The sequence below is a fragment of the Arthrobacter sp. 05N429 genome, from assembly GCF_056397045.1.
Map to the genome: position 1 here is coordinate 82334 of NZ_JBFTMQ010000005.1, position 19504 is coordinate 101837.

The following is a 19504-nucleotide window of genomic DNA, read 5'->3' on the forward strand; positions in this document are numbered from 1 at the left end:
AAAATTTCTAGACAGAGGGGTTCACATGGCGAACTACACTGCCGCTGATATCAAGGCTCTGCGCGAGCGCACGGGCGCCGGCATGATGGATGTCAAGAAGGCTCTTGACGAAGCCAACGGTGACGCCGAGAAGGCCATCGAAATCATCCGCATCAAGGGCCTCAAGGGCGCTACCAAGCGCGAAGGCCGCTCCACCGCTGAAGGCCTGGTTGCTGCCAAGGTCGACGGCGGCGTTGGCGTGATGATCGAAGTCAACTGCGAGACCGACTTCGTCGCGAAGGCTGACAAGTTCATCCAGCTCGCCGACAAGGTCCTGGCAATTGCAGTCGAGTCCGGCGCTGCCGACCTCGAAACCCTGCTGGCCACCGAGGTCGACGGCAAACCGCTGTCCGAGGTCGTCGTCGAAGAGGGCGCGGTTCTGGGCGAGAAGGTTGTTGTCCGCCGCATCTCCCGCATCGAGGGCGCAACGGTCGACGCTTACCTGCACAAGACCTCCAAGGATCTCCCGGCCCAGGTCGGCGTCCTGTTCGCCGTTGACGGCGAAGGCGAAGCCGCTGCCACCGCAGCCCACGACGTCGCCGTCCACGTCGCCGCGATGTCCCCGAACTACCTCTCCCGTGAGGATGTTCCGGCCGAGCTCGTCGAGTCCGAGCGTCGCATCGCCGAGGAGACTGCCAAGGCTGAAGGCAAGCCTGAAGCAGCAATGACCAAGATAGTGGAAGGCCGCGTCACGGGCTTCTACAAGGGCGAGGTTCTCCTCGACCAGGCATTCGCCAAGGATGCCAAGAAGTCTGTCGCGCAGGTCCTCGAAGAGGCCGGCGTCAAGGGCACCGCATTCACGCGTTTCCGCGTCGGTTCCTAGTCAGACACCAGTCAGACATTAGTCAGACACGCTGAGGGGGTGGTCACTGCGGTGGCCACCCCTTTTGCATGCACCCGGGACGCCGTCCCGGGAAGTCCCGGGAAGATCGGGGCAGACCGGGGTCCGGGCGGAATCACGCCTTTGGTCCCCGGCACGATAACCTAGCTCAGAGTTCACCAACGGGAAGGCACCATGGAAACCGTCACCAATTCAGCCCAGCCAAAGAAGAGCCGGCGCCGAGTCCTGTTGAAGCTTTCCGGCGAGGTCTTCGGCGGCGGGAAGCTGGGCGTCGACCCTGACACCGTCCGCGGCGTGGCCAAGCAGATCGCCGCGGCGGTCCCCGACGTCGAAGTCGCGATTGTCGTCGGCGGCGGAAACTTCTTCCGCGGCGCCGAGCTGTCGCAGAGCGGCATGGACCGTTCCCGCGCCGACTACATGGGCATGCTCGGCACGGTCATGAACTGCCTGGCGCTCCAGGACTTCCTGGAGCAGGCCGGCGTCGAAACCCGTGTGCAGAGCGCCATCACCATGGGCCAGGTCGCAGAGGCGTACATTCCGCGCCGCGCCATCCGCCACATGGAAAAGGGCCGCGTCGTCATCTTCGGCGCCGGCGCCGGACTGCCGTACTTCTCCACCGACACCGTGGCCGCCCAGCGCGCCATGGAGGTCCACGCCGACGTCGTCCTGATGGCCAAGAGCGGGGTCGACGGCGTCTACACCGCCGACCCGAAGAAGGACCCCACCGCCGAGAAGCTGCACCGCCTCAGCTACGACGACGCCCTGCGCCGCGACATCCGCGTGATGGACCAGACCGCCATGACCATGTGCAAGGACAACAACCTCACCATGGTGGTGTTCGGCATGGAAGGCGAGGGCAACGTCACCCGGGCCATCCGCGGCGAGGACCTGGGCACCGTCGTCACGCCCTAGCAACGGCTAGGATGTTTTCAGGACATTTCCGCACCTCGAAGCCTGGGGCCAGCAGTCGGAACACCACCAAGACCGTGCAGTACCCGCCTACGGCGGCTGCACCAAATTTCTGAGGAGAGATCGTGATCGAAGAAACCTTGCTCGAAGCCGGGGACAAGATGGACAAGGCGGTTGAAGTAGCCAAGGAAGACTTCGCCTCGATCCGCACCGGCCGCGCCAACCCGGGCCTCTACAACAAGGTCCTGGTGGACTACTACGGCTCACCCACACCGCTCCAGCAGCTGGCCTCCTTTGCCATCCCGGACGCCCGCACCATCCTCATCACGCCGTTCGACAAGACCGCCCTGCGGGACATCGAACGTGCCCTCAGCGACTCGGAGGTGGGCGCAAATCCCTCCAACGACGGCAACGTCATCCGGATTACCATTCCGGACCTGACGGCCGAGCGCCGCAAGGAATACGTCAAGATCGTCAAGTCCAAGGGCGAGGATGCCAAGGTGTCCATCCGCAACATCCGCCGCAAGGCCAAGGAAACCCTGGACAAGCTGGTCAAGGACGGCGAAGCCGGCGAGGACGAGGGCAGCCGGGGCGAAAAGGAACTGGACGCCCTGACCAAGGCCCACGTCGACGGGATCGACGAGATGCTCAAGCGCAAGGAAGCCGAGCTGCTCGAGGTCTAATGACGCAGGAACAGGGGGACCCCGGAGCACGCATCCGGGTGCGGGGGAAGCAGCGGAGGAACCCCACGCCTAAGGCCGGCAGGAATCTTCCCGCCGCGACCGCTGTGGGCCTCGGTATGCTCATCGTTGTCCTGGGCGGGCTGTTGTTCCTTCCGCTGGGGTTCGTGCTCATCGTCACCACCTTCGCGGTCTTCGGCGTCTGGGAAGTCTTCCGGGCCCTGGAAGCCTCGGGCACCAGGCTGCCGATCATGCCGGTGATGACCGGCACCGTTGCGATGCCGGCGGCCGCCTACTTCGGCGGCCCCGAAAGCCTCCTGTTCGCGATGATGCTCAGCAGCGTCGCGGTCCTGATCTGGCGGTCACTGGAGGGCGCTGCGGGTTCCGCGCGCAGCATCTTCGCCGGTGTCTTCACCCTGGCCTGGATCCCGTTCCTGATCAGCTTCGCCGTGTTGCCGCTGCACACGTTCGCAGGGGAGACGCCGGTGGGGCTGTGGCCCGGCGGCGTTGTTCCCGCCGGAGCGTGGCAGATCGCCACCCTCCTGCTGCTGGTGGTCGCCAACGACACGTTCGGGTACCTCGTCGGGGCCTCGCTCGGCAAGCACCCGATGGCGCCGAAGATCAGCCCGAAGAAGAGCTGGGAGGGCTTCGCCGGCTCCATCGCCGGTGCCACCGCGGTGGGTGTGCTCGCCTCCGTCTTCCTGCTGGACAAACCCTGGTGGGTCGGCGTGGCCCTGGCCGTGGGCATGGTCGCCGCGGCCACCGCCGGAGACCTCTCCGAATCCATGGTGAAGCGTGAACTCGGGATCAAGGACATGAGCAGCATCCTGCCCGGCCACGGCGGGGTCATGGACCGGCTGGACTCGATCGTCTTCGCGTCCCCGGTGGCCTTCATCCTCTACTCGATCTTTGCCGGCGCGTAAGGCATCACGGCATTCACTCTCCGGCCCCTAGAATGGTGCCGGGCAGACCGGACACACCGGACAGTCCGGCCGAACAGCATTGAAGGAACAAAAAGTTACAGTGGACATTCAACGGCAGATTCCTGCTTCCTTTGACCGCGTGCAGCGGAGCCAGTACGGCTACAACGCCAAGCAGGTCGACCAGTTCATGCAGCGCGCACGGGTGTCGTTCGAATCGCCACGGTCTGCCGCCCGGCCGGTCAAGAGCGCGGACGTCAGGTCCGTCTCCTTCGACCCGGTCAAGGGCGGGTATGTCGCAGCGGACGTGGATGCCGCCCTGGACCGCCTGGAGGACGCCCTTGCCCTGCGGGAACGCGACGAACTCGTCGCCGAACGCGGCGAGGACGCCTGGCTCCGCGAGATCGGCCGGCTCGCCGGCCTGCTCCGCGGGCGGTTGCACCGCCCCGACGGCCAGCGGTTCCGCCGCCCGGCCAAGGCGAAAGCGCGCAGCTACAACACCACGGACGTGGACGACCTCTGCCACGACCTGATCGGCTACCTCGAAGAAGACAAGCCGCTGAGTGTGGACAATGTCCGCCGGGCTGTCTTCCGTCCCGCCGTCGGCAAGGACGGCTACGAAGAAAACCAGGTGGACGCCTTCCTGGACCGCGTCGTCGAACTCATGGCCGCCATCGACTGAGCACGGTCAGCGTTCAAGGGCCAGCGGTCAGCGCTCGGTGGCCAGCGGCCGTTCCGGAGTGTGCAGCCGGGTCATGAGCCGGGTGATGGTCCGTGGCACGCGGTCCCGGGTGGCCCGGGAGACCAGCACCATCACGGCAAACGCCGCCGGCACGGTCCAGGCCGCGGGCTGTGCCAGCCAGGACGGGGTTCCGGCGGCACTCAGGACGGCTCCGGCCACCATCGCCCCGCCGCACAGCACGGCTCCAGTCACCATGCCGGCGATTGCCCCGGCGTCGGTCAGCCCGCGCCACCAGATGCCCAGCAGGAGCACCGGGCAGATCGTCGACGCGGTGAACGCGAACACCATCCCCACGCTGCCGGCCAGTGCAAGGGAACCCGTCATAGACGCGATGCCCAGCGGGACCACCGCCGAGATCACGGCCGCCCGGCGGAAGCCCTGAACGCTGCCGCCGAAGAGGTCCTGGCTGATCACACCGGCGAGCGAGACCACCAGCCCGGACGTGGTCGACAGGAACGCGGCAAACGCCCCGGCCACCACCAGTGCGGACAGCAGGTCACCGGCCATCCCGCCCACCAGCTCCCCGGGGAGCAGCAGCACCAGCGCATCGGACTGCCCGCTCTGCGCCAGCTGCGGGGCGAACACCCGGCCGATCAGCCCGTACGCCGTCGGGAACAGGTAGAACACCGACAGCAGGCCCAGGACAATCAGGGTGGTCCGGCGGGCCGACTGCCCGTCCGGGTTCGTGTAGAAGCGCACCAGCACATGCGGCAGCCCCAGCGTCCCGAACAGCAGTGCCACCAGCAGGGAGATGTTCTGGTACATCCCCGCCGGTGCCGCTCCCGTCGGGTTCACGGACGCCTCGGCCGCGAGGGGAGTCCCGGAGTCGGCCAGCACGAAAAGAATGAACAGGATCGGCACGGCCAGTGCCGTCAGTTTCAGCCAGTACTGGAACGCCTGGACAAACGTGATGGACCGCATGCCGCCCGCCACCACGGTGACGCAGACGACGGCGACCACCGCCACCATGCCCACCCACGCCGGCAGCCCGGTGGTGATCCGGATGGCCAGCGCCGCGCCGTGGAGCTGCGGGACAATGTAGAGCCAGCCGACCATCACGACGACGACGCTCGTGACGCTGCGGACCACCCGCGAATCGAGCCGCGCCTCGGTGAAGTCCGGGATGGTGTACGCGCCGGAGCGGCGGAGCGGAGCGGCGACGAAGAGCAGCAGCATCAGGTAGCCGGCGGTGTACCCGACCGGAAACCACAGGGCGTCCGTGCCGGAGAGCAGGATGAGCCCGGCGACGCCGAGGAAGCTCGCCGCCGAAAGGTACTCGCCGCCGATGGCCGAGGCGTTCCACCAGGGCCGGACCGTCCGGGAAGCCACGTAGAAATCCCCGGTGGTGCGGGATATCCGCAGGCCGTAGAAACCGATGCCGGCCGTGGCCAGCGAGACGGCGGCGAACGCCGCGATGCCGACGGCCGGGTTCACGGGCGCCTCACTTGTCCCCGACGAGATCTCGGTAGCGGGACTCGTTCCGGGCCGCCGTCCGGATGTACAGCCAGGCGCTGAGCCCGACCACCGGATAAATCCCGGCGCCCAGCAGCACCCAGTCGAAGGGCAGCCCGGCAATGGTTGACTCCGCGAGCCCGGGGACAAGTCCCAGCATGAGCGGGAATGCGGCAAGGATCAGCAGGAACCCCGCAGCCACCACCACCCCGAGCCGCAGCTGCGAGCGGATCAGCGAGCGGATAAACACCTGGCCGGCGTCGGACTCCTCGGCGGCCTCGCGCGAGTCGGCGGCCGACCGCACGGCCGGAAGCGCGCTGCTGCCCGGATTCACGCTGCCTGTCTTTACGCTGCGGGGCGCGGTGACGCGGACGCGGGTCATGCCTGCGGCCGGATCCGGGTCGCCTCAAGCTTCTCCCGGACGGACGGCAGGTGCCGGCGGCTGATGGGCAGTTCGGCCCCGGCCACGGTGACGCTGGGCCGGGCGGCGGCAAGCTTCATGTGGCTGACGTGGTTCAGCGCGATGAGGTAGGAACGGTGGATGCGGATGAACCCGGCGTCGGCCCACTGCTGCTCCAGATCGGCCAGCGGGACCCGGATGAGGTAGCTCGCGTCCGCGGTGTGCAGCCTGGCGTAGTCGCCCTGGGCCTGAACATAGGTGACGTCCTCACGGCGGATCATTTTCGTGGTGCCGCCGAGGTCCACGGTGATCATCTCCGGTGGCGGCGCGCCGTCCTTGAGCAGCTCGCAGATCCGCCCGACGGACTTCGCCAGCCGTTCGGCACGCACGGGTTTCAGCAGGTAGTCCACGGCGGCCAGTTCAAAGGCTTCCAGGGCACAGTCCTCATCGGCGGTGACGAACACGACGGCGGGCGGCTTGCTGCTGCGCGAGATCACGCGTGCGATGTCCAGGCCGGAGAGCGCCGGCATGTGGATGTCGAGGAAGACGGCGTCGACGTTCCCGGCTTCGAGGGCCCGCAGCGCCTCGGCCCCTGAGGACGCGCGGTGGATGATGCCGATCCGGTCATCCTTGCCGAGCAGGAAGGCCAGTTCCTCGACAGCGGGCAGCTCGTCATCGGCGACGAGGACGTTAATCATGGATCAAGACTACTGCCGCAGGCGCTTCAGCCGGCCGCAGGCTAGGCGTCGTGCCGGGGCTGCGACTTGGGGACGCGCATCGTGATCAGGGTGCCTTCGCCGGGCGCCGTCTCGATCACAAGTCCGTTGTCGTCGCCGTAGACCTGCCGCAGCCGGGCGTCTACGTTGCGTAGCCCGACATGGTCGCCGTCCCCGTGCCCGGCGAGGACTGCCCGCAGCTTCTCCGGGTCCATGCCCACGCCGTCGTCCTCGATGGTTACCTCGGCGAAGGCGCCGGAGTCGTTGGCCGTGATGGAGATGTGGCCCGGGCCCTCCTTCGCCTCCAGTCCGTGCCTGACCGCGTTCTCCACGAGCGGCTGCAGGCTCAGGAACGGGATCACGGTGCTGAGCACCTCGGGGGCGATCCGCAGGCTCACCTGCACGCGGTCGCCAAACCGGGCCCGTTCCAGGAGCAGGTAGCGGTCAATGCAGCGCAGTTCCTCGGCCAGGGTGGTGAAGTCGCCGTGCCGGCGGAAGGAATAGCGGGTGAAGTCGGCGAACTCCACTACCAGCTCGCGGGCCCGGACCGGATCCGTGTTGATGAAGGAGGCGATCGCGTTCAGGGAATTGTAGATGAAGTGCGGGCTGATCTGCGCCCGGAGAGCCCGCACCTCGGCCTCCATCAGCAACGTCCGCGAAGCATCCAGTTCGGCCAGTTCCACCTGCGTCGCAACCCAGTCGGCCACCTCGCTGGTGGCGCGTACCAGCCCTGCGCCGGCCGCCGGAGCGAAGGCCGCCACCACACCCACCACCCGGGTCCCGGTCTTGATCGGGGCGATCACCGCGGCGCGTTCCACGTCCGTGCGGGTGGCCACTGCGCCCTTGCCCTGGGCGAGTTCCTGCACCTCGCCGGCCGGGATCACGGCCGTGTGGCCGCCGTCGAGCACTCCTGCCGACAGTTCCATCAGTAGCGGTTTGAGTTCCTCCCCGGCACCGTCCCAGGCGAGCACGCCGGAAGCGTCCGTGATCGCCAGCGCGTCGCAGCCCAGCAGGCTGCGCAGCTGCCGGCTCGCCTTGGCCGCACCTGCCGGGTTGAGCCCGGTCCGCAGATGCTGGCCGGCGCGCGAGGCCGCGTGCAGCGTCTTGTAGGTGGCCCGCTCCGCGTCGGTGCCAAGCTCCCGGAAAGAGCGGAGCACCTTGAGCCCCACGGCGACGACGACAGCGATTGCCGCCGCGATCACTGCGATGGCGGCGGCGGTGAACAGGGGAGAGTCGGGCATGCGCCCAGCGTATCGCGGCACCTGCCGGACGGGGCCGCATGTGCCGCCCGTCTGCCCTTCAGGCGCTCCTTCAGGCACCGCTGAGCGCAGCGTCGGGACCGCTGAGCGACGCAAGGTACGGCAGCTCTGGAATGTAAGCCACCTCACGGGAGACAGTGATTGCAGTCACATTGGCCCGAGGGCTCTTCGGAGGAGACCAGGGCAGCCGGTGTGGACTCGCCAGTCTCAATGAGGAGGAACGATGGGTCACGAAGCCCAAGAAACGGACGCTGCGGCGGCCGTGGACTTCAAGGAAGTCCAGTCGACGCCGCGGTTCCAGGAACTGCGCACACGTCACCGCAGCTTTGTCTTTCCGATGGCCATTGCATTCCTGCTCTGGTACTTCGCATACGTCCTGCTGGCCGACTACGCGGTGGAGTTCATGTCCACCAAAGTCTGGGGCAACATCAACGTCGGGCTGATCATGGGCCTGCTTCAGTTCGTGACCACGTTCGCCATCACCGGCTGGTACGTCAGCTACTCGAACCGGAAGCTGGACCCGATCGCAGCGGAAATCCGCCACGAAATCGAAGGCCACGAATTCGACAAGCATGGCAACCAGATCAGCGGGGTAAAGAAATGACGCTTATGGTTCCCGCAGTAAACGTTGCGGATCTCAAGGAAACCACGCTGCTGAACATGGGCATCTTCGCCGTGTTCGTGGCGGTCACCATGATCATCGTGATCAAGGCCAGCCGCAACAACAAAACGGCGGCAGACTACTATGCCGCCGGACGTTCCTTCACCGGTCCGCAGAACGGCACCGCCATCGCCGGCGACTACCTCTCGGCGGCCTCGTTCCTGGGGATCACCGGCGCCATCGCCATCAACGGCTATGACGGCTTTATGTACTCCATCGGCTTCCTGGTCGCCTGGCTCGTCGCCCTGCTGCTCGTCGCCGAACTGCTCCGCAATACCGGCAAGTTCACCATGGCCGATGTGCTCTCCTTCCGGCTCAAGCAGCGCCCCGTGCGCATCGCGGCAGCCATCTCCACCCTCGCGGTCTGCTTCTTCTACCTGCTGGCGCAGATGGCCGGAGCCGGCAGCCTGATCTCCCTCCTGCTGGGCATCAGCGACTGGGGCGGACAGGCGCTGGTCATCATCGTCGTCGGCGCCCTGATGATCATGTACGTGCTGATCGGCGGCATGAAGGGGACCACCTGGGTCCAGATCATCAAGGCCATGCTGTTGATTGCCGGCGCTGCCGTGATGACCTTCTGGGTCCTCGCCATCTATGGCTTCAACCTCTCCGACCTGCTGGGCGGCGCGGTGGAAACCTCGGGCAACCCGAACATTCTCAACCCGGGCATGCAGTACGGCAAGACGGAGACCTCCAAGCTCGACTTCATGTCCCTGGGCCTGGCCCTTGTGCTCGGCACCGCGGCCCTGCCCCACGTGCTGATGCGCTTCTACACGGTTCCGACCGCCAAAGAAGCCCGCAAGTCCGTCGTCTGGTCCATCTGGCTGATCGGCCTGTTTTACCTGTTCACCCTGGTCCTGGGCTACGGTGCTGCGGCGCTGGTGGGCGCTGAAACGATCAAGGCTGCCCCGGGCGGCGTCAATTCGGCCGCACCGCTGCTGGCGTTCCACCTCGGTGGGCCGTTGCTGCTCGGCTTCATCTCGGCGGTGGCCTTCGCGACCATCCTGGCCGTCGTCGCCGGCCTCACCATCACCGCGGCGGCATCGTTTGCCCACGACATCTACGCCAGCGTTATCGCCAAGGGCAAGGCGGATCCTGACACCGAGGTGAAGGTGGCCCGCAAGACCGTCATCGTGATCGGAATCCTGGCCATCGCCGGCGGCATCTTTGCCAATGGACAGAACGTGGCGTTCCTTGTGGCGCTCGCCTTCGCGGTGGCGGCTTCGGCTAACCTGCCCACCATCCTGTACTCGCTGTTCTGGAAAAAGTTCACCACCCAGGGCGCCATCTGGAGCATGTACGGCGGGCTGGGCTCGGCGATCATCCTGATTGCACTGTCTCCGGTGGTCTCGGGTGCCAAGACGTCCATGATTCCGGGCGCCAACTTCGCGATCTTCCCGCTCAGCAACCCCGGCATCGTCTCCATTCCGCTCGCGTTCTTCCTGGGCTGGCTCGGTTCGGTGCTGGACAAGAGGCTGGAAGACACCACCAAGCAGGCCGAAATGGAAGTCCGCTCCCTCACGGGTGTGGGTGCCGAAAAGGCCACCGACCACTAAAAGGTCCGGGCGTCCGGCCCGTCCAGAACCCAGGAACCCCCGTGCAGCCGCGCGGGGGTTCCTGCTGTGTGGCCAGGGGCCGGGGTTCAGAATCCGCCGGCGCCCAGCGGGCGCACCGGCGGAACCGTCAGCCCTCGGCGGAACCGCGTTCCAGCAGCGGCTGGATCCGGAACGGGATCATCTCGCTCATCGCCAGCGCGGTGTCCGTCCGGTCCACTCCGTCGCAGGACAGGATCTTGCCGTTGATCCGGAACAGGTCCTCGGCGTCGAGCGCCACCACGCGAAGCAGCAGGTCCGCCGAACCGGTGAGGCCGTAGCCCTCCAGAATCTCCGGGATGTCGGCCAGTTCCACTGCCAGCTGGCCGAGTTTCTGCTGCTGGACGTGCACCGAGATGAAGGCCATCAGCGGGTAGCCCAGCGAGGCGGGATTGATGCGGCGCTCGAAGGACAGGAAGACGTGTTTCTTCTCCAGCTGGGCCATCCGGGCCTGCACGGTATTCCGCGATAGACCCAGCTTCTGGGCCAGCGCCACGACGGTCCGCCGAGGGTCGCGGGCCATGGCCGAAAGCAGGCGGGTGTCGGTGCCATCCAAGGGTTGCATAATGCGCAAGATTAGCACGGTGTCAGGGTGCCGGGCGGTGCAGAATGCTCAACTTTTCTGCAGGTGGTTGTACCCAATGGGCATTGTGAGTAGGGTCACAACTATCCGGGGCAACGGCGCCCGGGCGGCCGGTGCGCGCCGGGATCACGAGTCCTGCGAGTAACGGTCAGACGACGTCAGAAGGTGCGGACAACTGTGTTTACCGACGACGCGGGCAAGGGCGGTATTTCCGCCGGGGGCCCCGGGAACAGTGCAGAATCAAACAGGCGGACGGGCGGGGACCTCGTCCAACTCATCACCCCCGGGGGTGAACGCGTAAGCCATCCCGAGTTCGATCCCTGGGTCCAGGACGTCAGCGACGAACAGCTCGGCGCCCTCTACGAGGACATGGTGGTCATCCGCCGGATCGACGCCGAGGCCACCGCCCTGCAGCGCCAGGGTGAACTCGCCCTCTGGCCGCCGCTGCTGGGTCAGGAAGCCTCCCAGATCGGCTCGGCCCGGGCCCTTCGTGACGACGATTTCGTCTTCCCCAGCTACCGTGACAACGGCGTCGCCTACTGCCGCGGCGTCAACCCCGAGGACATCGTCAAAGCCTGGCGGGGCAACGCCCTGGCCGGCTGGGACCCCTACACGGTCAACGTCGCCACGCAGCAGATCATCATCGGCGCCCAGACCCTGCACGCCACCGGCTACGCGATGGGAATCCAGAACGACGGCGCCGATTCGGTCGCCGTGGCCTACTTCGGCGACGGCGCCACGAGCGAGGGCGATGTCAACGAGGCCCTGGTGTTCGCCGCCAGCTTCCAGTCCCCGGTCGTCTTCTTCTGCCAGAACAACCACTGGGCCATCTCCGAGCCCGTCCGGCTGCAGTCCCACATCCAGATCGCTGACCGCGCCGCAGGCTTCGGCATCCCCAGCATGCGCGTGGACGGCAATGACGTCCTGGCCGTGATGGCCGCAACCCGCATCGCCATCGACCGTGCACGCCGCGGTGGCGGCCCCACCTTCATCGAGGCTGTCACCTACCGCATGGGCCCGCACACGACGGCGGACGATCCCACCCGCTACCGCGACGCCAACGAGCTCGAGGACTGGGCCGCCAAGGACCCGATCGCCCGGCTCAAGTCGCTGCTGGAACGCAAGGGGCTCCTCACCGAGGACCTCGAAACCGCCGTCGCAGCCAAGGCAGACGCCGTCGCGAAGGCACTGCGGGCGGGCACCATCAACATGCCCGAACCGCAGCCGATGGACATCTTCAAGCACGTCTACAGCACGCCCAATTCCTCGCTGGACCGCCAGCAGGACCACTATTCCCGTTACCTGGCTTCCTTCGGCGATCCCGCAGAAGCCGCTTCTGAAGAAGGTGCACGCTGATGACGAAGATGACCTTCGCCCGAGCCATCAATTCGGGCCTGCGCAAGTCCCTCGAGAACGATCCCAAAGTGGTCCTGATGGGCGAGGACATCGGCGCCCTCGGTGGTGTCTTCCGCGTCACCGACGGCCTGCAGAAGGACTTCGGCAAGCACCGCGTCGTGGACACCCCGCTGGCCGAGTCCGGCATCATGGGCACCGCCGTCGGACTCGCGTACCGCGGCTACCGCCCGGTGGTGGAGATCCAGTTCGACGGCTTCATCTACCCTGCGTTCGACCAGATCGTCAGCCAGGTCGCCAAGATGCACTACCGCACCCAGGGCGCGGTCAAGATGCCCATCACCATCCGCGTCCCGTTCGGCGGCGGCATCGGCTCCCCGGAGCACCACTCGGAATCGCCCGAGGCCTACTTCACCCACACGTCGGGGCTGCGCGTCGTCAGCGTTTCCGACCCCCAGGACGCCTACACGATGATCCAGCAGGCCATCGCCTCGGATGATCCCGTGCTCTACTTCGAACCCAAGCGCCGCTACCACGACAAGGGCGAGGTGGACGAGACTCTTGACCTCGGCGCCGCCCTGTCCCTGGAGAAGGCCCGCGTCGTCACCGAGGGCAAGGACGTGACGCTCGTGGCCTACGGCCCGCTCGTCAAGACCGCCAAGGACGCCGCGCTCGCCGCCGCCGACGAGGGTGTGTCGGTCGAGGTCATCGATCTGCGCTCGCTCGCCCCGCTGGACTTCGCGACGCTGGAAGCCTCGGTCCGGAAGACCGGCCGGCTGGTCATCACGCACGAGGCCTCGCAGACCGGCGGCATCGGCGCCGAAGTAGCCGCCAGCATCACCGAACGCTGCTTCTACCACCTTGAAGCCGCCCCGGTCCGGGTCACCGGCTTCGACGTCCCTTACCCGTACTCGAAGCTTGAAATGCACCACCTCCCGGGTCTGGACCGGATCCTGGACGGCGTCGACCGTGCCCTGGGCCGCCCCAACTCCCTGAGCGGGCTGGAAGGATGAGCGCCACTATGATCAAGGAATTCAGGCTGCCGGACCTCGGTGAGGGTCTCACTGAATCGGAAATCGTCGCATGGAAGGTCGCGGTGGGGGATACCGTCGCGCTCAACCAGATCATCGCGGAAGTAGAAACGGCCAAGGCCGTCGTCGAGCTTCCCTCGCCGTTCGCCGGGGTAGTCGCTGCCCTGCACGAACAGCCCGGCACTGTCGTGGAGGTCGGCAAGCCGATCGTTTCCTTCGAGGTAGAGGGCGACGACGGCGCTCCCGCCGGCGGAACCGGAACTGCCGGAGGTGCCGGCGCGGACGCGCCCGCCAAACGCGAACCGAACCTCGTGGGCTACGGCGCCGTCCTGGAGAACTCCGGCCGTCCGGCCCGCCGCGCCCGCAGCTTCGCCGCTCCCGCGGCTTCGGTCGCCGCGCCCGCCCCGGCCGCGCCTGCCCCGGTGGCCGAACCGGCCGCGCCTGCCCCGGTGGCCGAGCCCGCTGCCGCCCCGCACTCCGGGGAGCGCCCGCGGTCCACGCCGCCGGTACGCAAGCTGGCCAAGGATCTCGGCGTCGACCTCGCGGCCGTGACCGGCACGGGGGAGTTTGGGCTCATCACCCGCGACGACGTCCGCAACTTCGTCGGCGGGGGAGACCTGCCGGTGGCACCCCGGGACCTGGCCGGCGTGTCCACTTACGCTCCGGCACAGGGCGAGCGGGAAACCCGTACGCCCATTAAGGGTGTACGGAAGTTCACCGCCGCCGCCATGGTCTCCAGCGCCTTCACCGCGCCGCACGTCACGGAGTTCCTGACCATCGACGTCACCCCGACCATGGAACTGCTGGCGAAACTTAAGGCCAGCCGCGCGTTTGCCGGCTACAAGCTGACGCCGCTGACCATCGTGTCCAAGGCCGTGCTCATCGCCCTGCGCAACCACCCCACGCTCAACACCCGCTGGGATGAGGCCAAGCAGGAGATCGTCCAGTACAACTACGTGAACCTGGGCATCGCGGCCGCCACGCCGCGCGGCCTGACCGTTCCGAACATCAAGGACGCCGACCGGATGTCCCTGCTGGAGCTCTCCACGGCGCTGACCGAACTGACGGACACGGCGCGCGCCGGCAAGACGGCGCCGGCCGAGCTTTCGGGTGGCACCATCTCCATCACCAACATCGGCGTCTTCGGCATCGATGCGGGCACGCCCATCCTGAACCCGGGTGAGGCCGCCATCCTGGCCCTCGGTGCCGTGCGGAAGATGCCGTGGGAGTACCAGGACGAGGTCGCGCTGCGCCAGGTCATGACGCTCAGCCTGTCGTTCGACCACCGCCTGGTCGACGGCGAGCAGGGATCGCGCTTCCTGCAGGACCTCGGTGCCATGCTGTCTGACCCGGGCATGGCCCTCGCCATGGTCTAGGACTCCGAAGTCACGGCTGCCGGCTGCCCCCTCCCGGGGGTGGCCGGCAGCTTCGTTTTGCGGCGGGTTGTCCGTGCGGGGCACATTCGGGGCAATGTTCGACGGCGGCGCCTTGGTAGTCGGCGTGTCCGCGCCAAAGGCCCCTGGAGAGTACTCGGCTCCGCGGCGTGGGCAGGGGGATTGGTCCCGGAGCGCGGCCCGTCATATTTCCCGGACCAAGTGCCGGGGGTGCCGGTCAGTCGAGCGGGTCGGGAATGGCCGGGGCCATCAGGGCCGCCAGCGCCATGCTCTCCAACAACGGCCGTGCCCGCTTGACCGTAATCCGGCGCCCGTGGCTGCGGACCGAGTGCGGCGTGGAGTTGATGAGGCCGAACGTGGCGTGGGCGCGCATCCGGAGTTCGGCGGCCTCGGTATCGGGGTGCAGCCCGGCCAGTACCTCGACCCAGAGCTCCACGTAGTTTCTCTGCAGCGTGCGGACCTCGGACTGGTCGTCGTCGGCGAGGTTGCTGAAGTCCTGGTCCTGCACGCGGATGACGTCGGGGTTGCTGAGCGCGAAGTCCACGTGGAACTCCACCAGCCGGCGCAGCGCAACGGCGGCGCCGTCGGAAGCGGCAATCACGCGCCGGCCGCCGTCGAGCAGATCCTGGCTGACGCTGAGCAGCAGCGCCCCGAGGACTGCCTGCTTGCCGGAGAAGTGCCGGTACACTGCCGGGCCGCTGACGCCCGCCGCGGCGCCCAGGTCCTCCAGCGAGACACGGTTGAAGCCGTCGACGGCGAACAGTTCGGCAGCCGCGGACAGCAGGGCCTGCCGCCTGTTCTCCTTCGCCTGGCTGCGCTGTGTAGATGCAGGAGGTGTCGAAGCGGGAAGGGCGGAAGGGGCCGGAGGGGCCGCGGTTGTCTGGCTGGACTCGGTCACCGGCATGTCCCTCGTTTCGAATTTTGCTTGACTGTGCTGCAGTTCTGTCCTGTGTTGGACATCACAGTTAATAGAGACTAACCTAAATCTCAGTTATGCGGTACTAACCGAAGTGGCTGGAGCGGGTGCAATTGAGGCCCCCGGCATGAAGGCCCAGAACGGAAGCAGTCAATGGAGACAATCGCCAGCCAGGTGGACGCCACGAGCGCCGCCTTCGCCGCGAACCGCGAGGCCCAGCTGGGGCTGGCCCGCGAGCTGAAGGAGCGCCTCGCCACAGCAGCCCTCGGCGGGCCGGAGAAGTCGCGGGAACGCCATGTGGCCCGCGGCAAACTCCTGCCGCGCGAACGCATCGACCACCTGCTCGATGACGGCAGCCCCTTCCTGGAGATCGCGCCGCTGGCCGCCACCGGCATGTACAACGACGATTCCCCCGGCGCCGGCGTGATTGCCGGGATCGGGCTGGTCCACGGCCGCCAAGTGCTGGTCATCTCCAACGACGCCACGGTCAAGGGCGGCACCTACTACCCGATGACGGTGAAGAAGCACCTCCGGGCCCAGGAAATCGCGCTGGAGAACCGGCTGCCGTGCATCTACCTCGTGGACTCGGGCGGGGCCTTCCTGCCCAAGCAGGACGAGGTCTTCCCGGACAAGGAACACTTCGGCCGGATCTTCTTCAACCAGGCCAAGATGTCCGCGGCCCGGATCCCGCAGATCGCGTCGGTGATGGGCTCCTGCACCGCCGGCGGCGCCTACGTTCCCGCGATGAGCGATGAAACCGTGATTGTCCGCAACCAGGGCACCATCTTCCTGGGCGGACCGCCGCTGGTGAAGGCCGCCATCGGCGAGATCGTCACCGCCGAGGAACTCGGCGGCGGCGACGTGCACTCCAAGGTCTCCGGGGTCACCGACCACCTGGCCGAGAACGACGAGCACGCGCTCCAGATCGTCCGCGACATCGTGTCGACGCTGCCGAAGCCGGCGGCCCCCGCCTGGGACATCGACACCGCCGTCGAACCAGTGGCGGATCCGGCGGAGCTCTACGGTGCTGTCCCCACGGACGTCAACGCGCAGTACGACGTCCGGGAGGTCATTGCCCGGCTGGTGGACGGCAGCCGCTTCCACGAGTTCAAGAAGAACTACGGCACCACCCTGGTCACCGGCTTCGCGAAGCTGCATGGCCACCCCGTCGGGATCGTGGCCAACAACGGCGTGCTCTTCAGCGAATCCTCGCTCAAGGGAGCCCACTTCATCGAGCTCTGCGACCAGCGCGGCATCCCGCTGATCTTCCTGCAGAACCTCTCCGGCTTTATGGTCGGCAAGGACTACGAGCAGGGCGGCATCGCCAAGAATGGCGCCAAGATGGTCACCGCCGTTGCCACCGCCCGGGTTCCCAAGCTGACCGTCGTGATCGGCGGGTCCTTCGGCGCCGGCAACTACTCCATGTGCGGCCGGGCCTACTCGCCGCGGTTCCTGTGGATGTGGCCGGCGTCCCGGATATCGGTGATGGGCGGCAACCAGGCCTCCAGCGTGCTCGCCACCGTCAAACGGGACCAGTACGAGGCCCGCGGCGAGGAATGGTCCTCCGCGGACGAGGAAGCCTTCAAGGCCCCGATCAAACAGCAGTACGAGGACCAGGGCAGCCCCTACTACTCCACTGCCCGCCTCTGGGACGACGGCGTAATCGACCCCGCGGACACCCGCACCGTCCTGGGACTGGCGCTCGACGTCGTCTCCCGCACCCCGCTGCCGGAGACCTCCTTCGGCCTTTTCCGGATGTGAGCCAGCAGTGACTAATTCTTCGTCGACTCTCTCTACAACCTCCCCGAGCCCGGTGGACGCCAAGCCCCTCTTTGGCACCGTGCTCGTCGCCAACCGCGGCGAGATCGCGTGCCGCGTGATCCGCACCCTGCGGGCGCTGGGCATCCGTTCGGTGGCCGTCTATTCCGACGCCGACGACGACGCCCGGCACGTGCGGGAAGCCGACCTCGCCGTCCGGATCGGCCCTGCGGCCGCGGCCGAGAGCTACCTCAAGATCGAGGCCATCCTCCAGGCCTGCCGCGACACCGGCGCTGAAGCCGTGCACCCCGGCTACGGGTTCCTCAGCGAGAACGTGGACTTCGCCCGCGCGCTGGAGAAGGCCGGGATCACGTTCATCGGTCCCGGCGTCGAATCCCTCAACGTCATGGGCGACAAGATCCGCTCCAAGAACCACGTCACCGGCTACGGCGTTCCGGTGGTGCCCGGCATCGCCGAACCCGGCATGACGGACGCGCAGCTGATCGACGCCGCGGCCGGCGTCGGCTTCCCGCTGCTGATCAAGCCCTCCGCCGGCGGCGGCGGCAAGGGCATGCACATCGTGGAACGCGCCGAGGAACTGGAGGTAACACTCGCCACCGCCCGCCGCGTCGCGGCCAGCGCCTTCGGCGACGACACCCTGTTCCTGGAACGCCTCGTCCTGACCCCGCGCCACATCGAGGTCCAGGTCCTCGCGGACAACCACGGCAACGTCATCCACCTCGGGGAGCGCGAGTGCTCGCTGCAGCGACGGCACCAGAAGGTCATCGAGGAAGCCCCGTCGCCGCTGCTGGAAGCGCTGCCCGACGGCGCCGATATCCGGGCCCGCCTCGGTGAGGCCGCGTGCAACGCAGCGCGCAGCGTCAACTACAGCGGCGCCGGCACCGTGGAATTCCTGGTCTCCGACAACGCCCCGGACGAGTTCTTCTTTATGGAGATGAACACCCGCCTGCAGGTCGAGCACCCCGTCACCGAAATGGTCACCGGCGTCGACCTCGTCGAATGGCAGGTGCGGATCGCCGCCGGCGAGGAACTCACCGTCCGCCAGGACGACGTCGTCCTCTCCGGTCACTCGGTGGAAGCGCGTGTCTACGCGGAAATCCCGGAACGGAACTTCCTGCCCTCGGGCGGTGAGGTGCTGCTCCTGGATGAGCGAGGCGAGATCTTCACCGCGATGGACGACCTGGACGCCGTTAGCCCGGCTTCTGCCGATCCGGACATCCGGATCGATTCCTCGCTGCTGGAAGGCCTGGAAATCTCCAGCGACTACGACCCCATGGTCGCCAAGGTCATCGCCTGGGGCCAGGACCGCACTGCGGCGCTGGACAAGCTCGACACGGCGCTCTCCCGGTACACGGCGCTGGGGATCGACACCAACGTCGAATACCTCCGCCTGCTCATCAACGACGCCGATGTCCGCGCGGGCCGGCTCGACACGGGCCTGATCGAGCGGAAGATGGACGGCTTCACATTCCGCCGTGCCGGCGACGCTGAACTCATTGCTGCGGCCATGCCCTTCTGGGTTCTGGTCGATGTACCGGAAACGCTCAGCTCGCCGTGGGACACCACCACGGGATGGCGCTTAGGGGCACCGGCCGCCTGGACCATGAGCTTCGGTGTTCCCGGCGGAGAACTGGCCACCGTGGCCGTGACCTGGCTGAACAATTTGGACCTCGGCCACTCCACCGTCCGGGTCAACAACGGCCCGGCGCACGACGTGAAAGTCATCGGGATGTCCAGTGACGATGTCTTCCTGCAGCTCGACGGCGGGGAACTCAGGTTCGCCCATGCGGGGTCCGGGCAGGACCACCCGCGGGAGAACCCGCCGGAATTCGTTTATCTCGGCAACGACGGGTGGTCCTGCCGCCTCGAACCCCTCACCCGTGAGACCAGGCTGGCCCGGGTGCTGGCCGCCGTCGAACGCGTGGAAGGCGCCGCGGACCCCGCGGTGCGCTCGCCGATGCCGGGCACGGTGGTGTCCGTCTCAGTGAAGAACGGGGAAGCTGTCACCGCAGGGCAGGTACTGCTCGCGGTGGAGGCCATGAAGATGGAGCACCAGCTCGTGGCGCCCCTCGACGGGACCGTGCACATCAGCGCGGCCTCCGGCGACCTCGTGAAGGCAGACCAGGTCCTGGCCACCATCCACCCTCCGGAACCCTCCAGAGCCGAGGACACCATCGAGGAAGCCGTCATCGCGATGGGCGCGGCGGACTAGATTCCCCAGCTTCAACACCAGACCG

The 19504-nt window shown here is 67.2% G+C and carries 18 protein-coding genes; 12 read left to right on the forward strand and 6 right to left on the reverse strand.

The window, feature by feature from the left end; all coding sequences use genetic code 11:
* Window positions 1-25 precede the first annotated feature (25 nt).
* The 5 genes from tsf (at window position 26) to AC1DF4_RS11155 (ending at window position 4071) form a co-directional block, all read left to right on the forward strand.
* Window positions 26-862 carry a translation elongation factor Ts gene (tsf, locus tag AC1DF4_RS11135; protein ID WP_476912954.1) on the forward strand — a complete coding sequence of 279 codons (837 nt, stop codon included), beginning with the start codon at window positions 26-28 and terminating at the stop codon, window positions 860-862.
* A 192-nt stretch (window positions 863-1054) separates the two neighbouring features.
* Window positions 1055-1792, forward strand: coding sequence for a UMP kinase (gene pyrH, locus AC1DF4_RS11140; protein WP_476912955.1), 738 nt, complete (start codon window positions 1055-1057; stop codon window positions 1790-1792).
* Between the two features lie 122 nt (window positions 1793-1914).
* Window positions 1915-2472, forward strand: a complete 558-nt coding sequence (gene frr / locus AC1DF4_RS11145) for a ribosome recycling factor (RefSeq protein ID WP_476912956.1) — start codon at window positions 1915-1917, stop codon at window positions 2470-2472.
* Window positions 2472-3392 carry a phosphatidate cytidylyltransferase gene (locus tag AC1DF4_RS11150; RefSeq protein ID WP_476912957.1) on the forward strand — a complete coding sequence of 307 codons (921 nt, stop codon included), beginning with the start codon at window positions 2472-2474 and terminating at the stop codon, window positions 3390-3392. The genes frr and AC1DF4_RS11150 overlap by 1 nt, the downstream gene beginning before the upstream one ends.
* Before the next feature lie 100 nt (window positions 3393-3492).
* Window positions 3493-4071, forward strand: a complete 579-nt coding sequence (locus AC1DF4_RS11155; RefSeq protein WP_476912958.1) for a DivIVA domain-containing protein — start codon at window positions 3493-3495, stop codon at window positions 4069-4071.
* Window positions 4072-4098: 27 nt separating this feature from the next.
* Here the strand turns inward: AC1DF4_RS11155 and AC1DF4_RS11160 are convergent, their stop codons facing one another.
* From AC1DF4_RS11160 to AC1DF4_RS11175, 4 genes are read right to left on the reverse strand one after another with little or no spacing between them, the layout of a single operon-like run.
* Window positions 4099-5565 (reverse strand): sodium/solute symporter, encoded by a 1467-nt coding sequence (locus AC1DF4_RS11160; protein ID WP_476912959.1) that lies wholly within the window; start codon window positions 5563-5565, stop codon window positions 4099-4101.
* A gap of 7 nt (window positions 5566-5572) precedes the next feature.
* On the reverse strand, window positions 5573-5965 hold the full coding sequence (locus tag AC1DF4_RS11165; protein ID WP_476912960.1) for a DUF485 domain-containing protein: 393 nt from the start codon (window positions 5963-5965) through the stop codon (window positions 5573-5575).
* On the reverse strand, window positions 5962-6681 hold the full coding sequence (locus AC1DF4_RS11170; RefSeq protein ID WP_476912961.1) for a LytR/AlgR family response regulator transcription factor: 720 nt from the start codon (window positions 6679-6681) through the stop codon (window positions 5962-5964). The genes AC1DF4_RS11165 and AC1DF4_RS11170 overlap by 4 nt, the downstream gene beginning before the upstream one ends.
* Before the next feature lie 41 nt (window positions 6682-6722).
* Entirely contained in the window at window positions 6723-7940 is a 1218-nt protein-coding gene (locus tag AC1DF4_RS11175) for a sensor histidine kinase (protein ID WP_476912962.1), read from the reverse strand.
* A gap of 241 nt (window positions 7941-8181) precedes the next feature.
* Between AC1DF4_RS11175 and AC1DF4_RS11180 the strand changes: the two genes are divergently transcribed.
* Together AC1DF4_RS11180 and AC1DF4_RS11185 are read left to right on the forward strand one after the other, a co-directional pair.
* Window positions 8182-8562, forward strand: a complete 381-nt coding sequence (locus AC1DF4_RS11180) for a DUF485 domain-containing protein (RefSeq protein ID WP_476912963.1) — start codon at window positions 8182-8184, stop codon at window positions 8560-8562.
* Window positions 8559-10175 carry a solute symporter family protein gene (locus tag AC1DF4_RS11185; RefSeq protein WP_476912964.1) on the forward strand — a complete coding sequence of 539 codons (1617 nt, stop codon included), beginning with the start codon at window positions 8559-8561 and terminating at the stop codon, window positions 10173-10175. Before AC1DF4_RS11180 ends, AC1DF4_RS11185 begins: the two co-directional genes overlap by 4 nt.
* A 127-nt stretch (window positions 10176-10302) precedes the next feature.
* Here AC1DF4_RS11185 and AC1DF4_RS11190 read toward each other — a convergent pair whose 3' ends face one another.
* Entirely contained in the window at window positions 10303-10776 is a 474-nt protein-coding gene (locus tag AC1DF4_RS11190; protein ID WP_441405534.1) for an Lrp/AsnC family transcriptional regulator, read from the reverse strand.
* A gap of 195 nt (window positions 10777-10971) precedes the next feature.
* Here AC1DF4_RS11190 and pdhA point away from each other — a divergent pair, with 195 nt between their 5' ends.
* The 3 genes from pdhA to AC1DF4_RS11205 are packed head-to-tail and all read left to right on the forward strand — an operon-like array spanning window position 10972 to window position 14554.
* Window positions 10972-12150, forward strand: coding sequence for a pyruvate dehydrogenase (acetyl-transferring) E1 component subunit alpha (gene pdhA, locus AC1DF4_RS11195; RefSeq protein ID WP_476912965.1), 1179 nt, complete (start codon window positions 10972-10974; stop codon window positions 12148-12150).
* Complete coding sequence (locus AC1DF4_RS11200) at window positions 12150-13160, forward strand: alpha-ketoacid dehydrogenase subunit beta (protein ID WP_476912966.1); 1011 nt, start codon at window positions 12150-12152, stop codon at window positions 13158-13160. The genes pdhA and AC1DF4_RS11200 overlap by 1 nt, the downstream gene beginning before the upstream one ends.
* Window positions 13157-14554, forward strand: a complete 1398-nt coding sequence (locus AC1DF4_RS11205) for a dihydrolipoamide acetyltransferase family protein (RefSeq protein WP_476912967.1) — start codon at window positions 13157-13159, stop codon at window positions 14552-14554. The genes AC1DF4_RS11200 and AC1DF4_RS11205 overlap by 4 nt, the downstream gene beginning before the upstream one ends.
* A gap of 235 nt (window positions 14555-14789) precedes the next feature.
* On the opposite strand, the gene AC1DF4_RS11210 is transcribed toward AC1DF4_RS11205, so the two are convergent.
* Entirely contained in the window at window positions 14790-15476 is a 687-nt protein-coding gene (locus AC1DF4_RS11210; RefSeq protein ID WP_476912968.1) for an SACE_7040 family transcriptional regulator, read from the reverse strand.
* Between the two features lie 165 nt (window positions 15477-15641).
* On the opposite strand from AC1DF4_RS11210, the gene AC1DF4_RS11215 reads away from it, so the two are divergent.
* Together AC1DF4_RS11215 and AC1DF4_RS11220 are read left to right on the forward strand one after the other, a co-directional pair.
* Window positions 15642-17249 carry a carboxyl transferase domain-containing protein gene (locus AC1DF4_RS11215; protein ID WP_476912969.1) on the forward strand — a complete coding sequence of 536 codons (1608 nt, stop codon included), beginning with the start codon at window positions 15642-15644 and terminating at the stop codon, window positions 17247-17249.
* A 7-nt stretch (window positions 17250-17256) separates the two neighbouring features.
* Window positions 17257-19479, forward strand: a complete 2223-nt coding sequence (locus AC1DF4_RS11220) for an acetyl/propionyl/methylcrotonyl-CoA carboxylase subunit alpha (protein ID WP_476912970.1) — start codon at window positions 17257-17259, stop codon at window positions 19477-19479.
* Window positions 19480-19504: the final 25 nt, after the last annotated feature.

Bases quoted from the DNA above. Each gene is read 5' to 3' on its own strand.
- tsf (WP_476912954.1), top strand. From the start codon at position 26: ATGGCGAACTACACTGCCGCTGATATCAAGGCTCTGCGCGAGCGCACG.
- pyrH (WP_476912955.1), top strand. From the start codon at position 1,055: ATGGAAACCGTCACCAATTCAGCCCAGCCAAAGAAGAGCCGGCGCCGA.
- AC1DF4_RS11150 (WP_476912957.1), top strand. From the start codon at position 2,472: ATGACGCAGGAACAGGGGGACCCCGGAGCACGCATCCGGGTGCGGGGG.
- AC1DF4_RS11165 (WP_476912960.1), bottom strand. From the start codon at position 5,965: ATGACCCGCGTCCGCGTCACCGCGCCCCGCAGCGTAAAGACAGGCAGC.
- AC1DF4_RS11170 (WP_476912961.1), bottom strand. From the start codon at position 6,681: ATGATTAACGTCCTCGTCGCCGATGACGAGCTGCCCGCTGTCGAGGAA.
- AC1DF4_RS11175 (WP_476912962.1), bottom strand. From the start codon at position 7,940: ATGCCCGACTCTCCCCTGTTCACCGCCGCCGCCATCGCAGTGATCGCG.
- AC1DF4_RS11180 (WP_476912963.1), top strand. From the start codon at position 8,182: ATGGGTCACGAAGCCCAAGAAACGGACGCTGCGGCGGCCGTGGACTTC.
- AC1DF4_RS11185 (WP_476912964.1), top strand. From the start codon at position 8,559: ATGACGCTTATGGTTCCCGCAGTAAACGTTGCGGATCTCAAGGAAACC.
- AC1DF4_RS11190 (WP_441405534.1), bottom strand. From the start codon at position 10,776: ATGCAACCCTTGGATGGCACCGACACCCGCCTGCTTTCGGCCATGGCC.
- AC1DF4_RS11200 (WP_476912966.1), top strand. From the start codon at position 12,150: ATGACGAAGATGACCTTCGCCCGAGCCATCAATTCGGGCCTGCGCAAG.
- AC1DF4_RS11205 (WP_476912967.1), top strand. From the start codon at position 13,157: ATGAGCGCCACTATGATCAAGGAATTCAGGCTGCCGGACCTCGGTGAG.
- AC1DF4_RS11210 (WP_476912968.1), bottom strand. From the start codon at position 15,476: ATGCCGGTGACCGAGTCCAGCCAGACAACCGCGGCCCCTCCGGCCCCT.
- AC1DF4_RS11215 (WP_476912969.1), top strand. From the start codon at position 15,642: ATGGAGACAATCGCCAGCCAGGTGGACGCCACGAGCGCCGCCTTCGCC.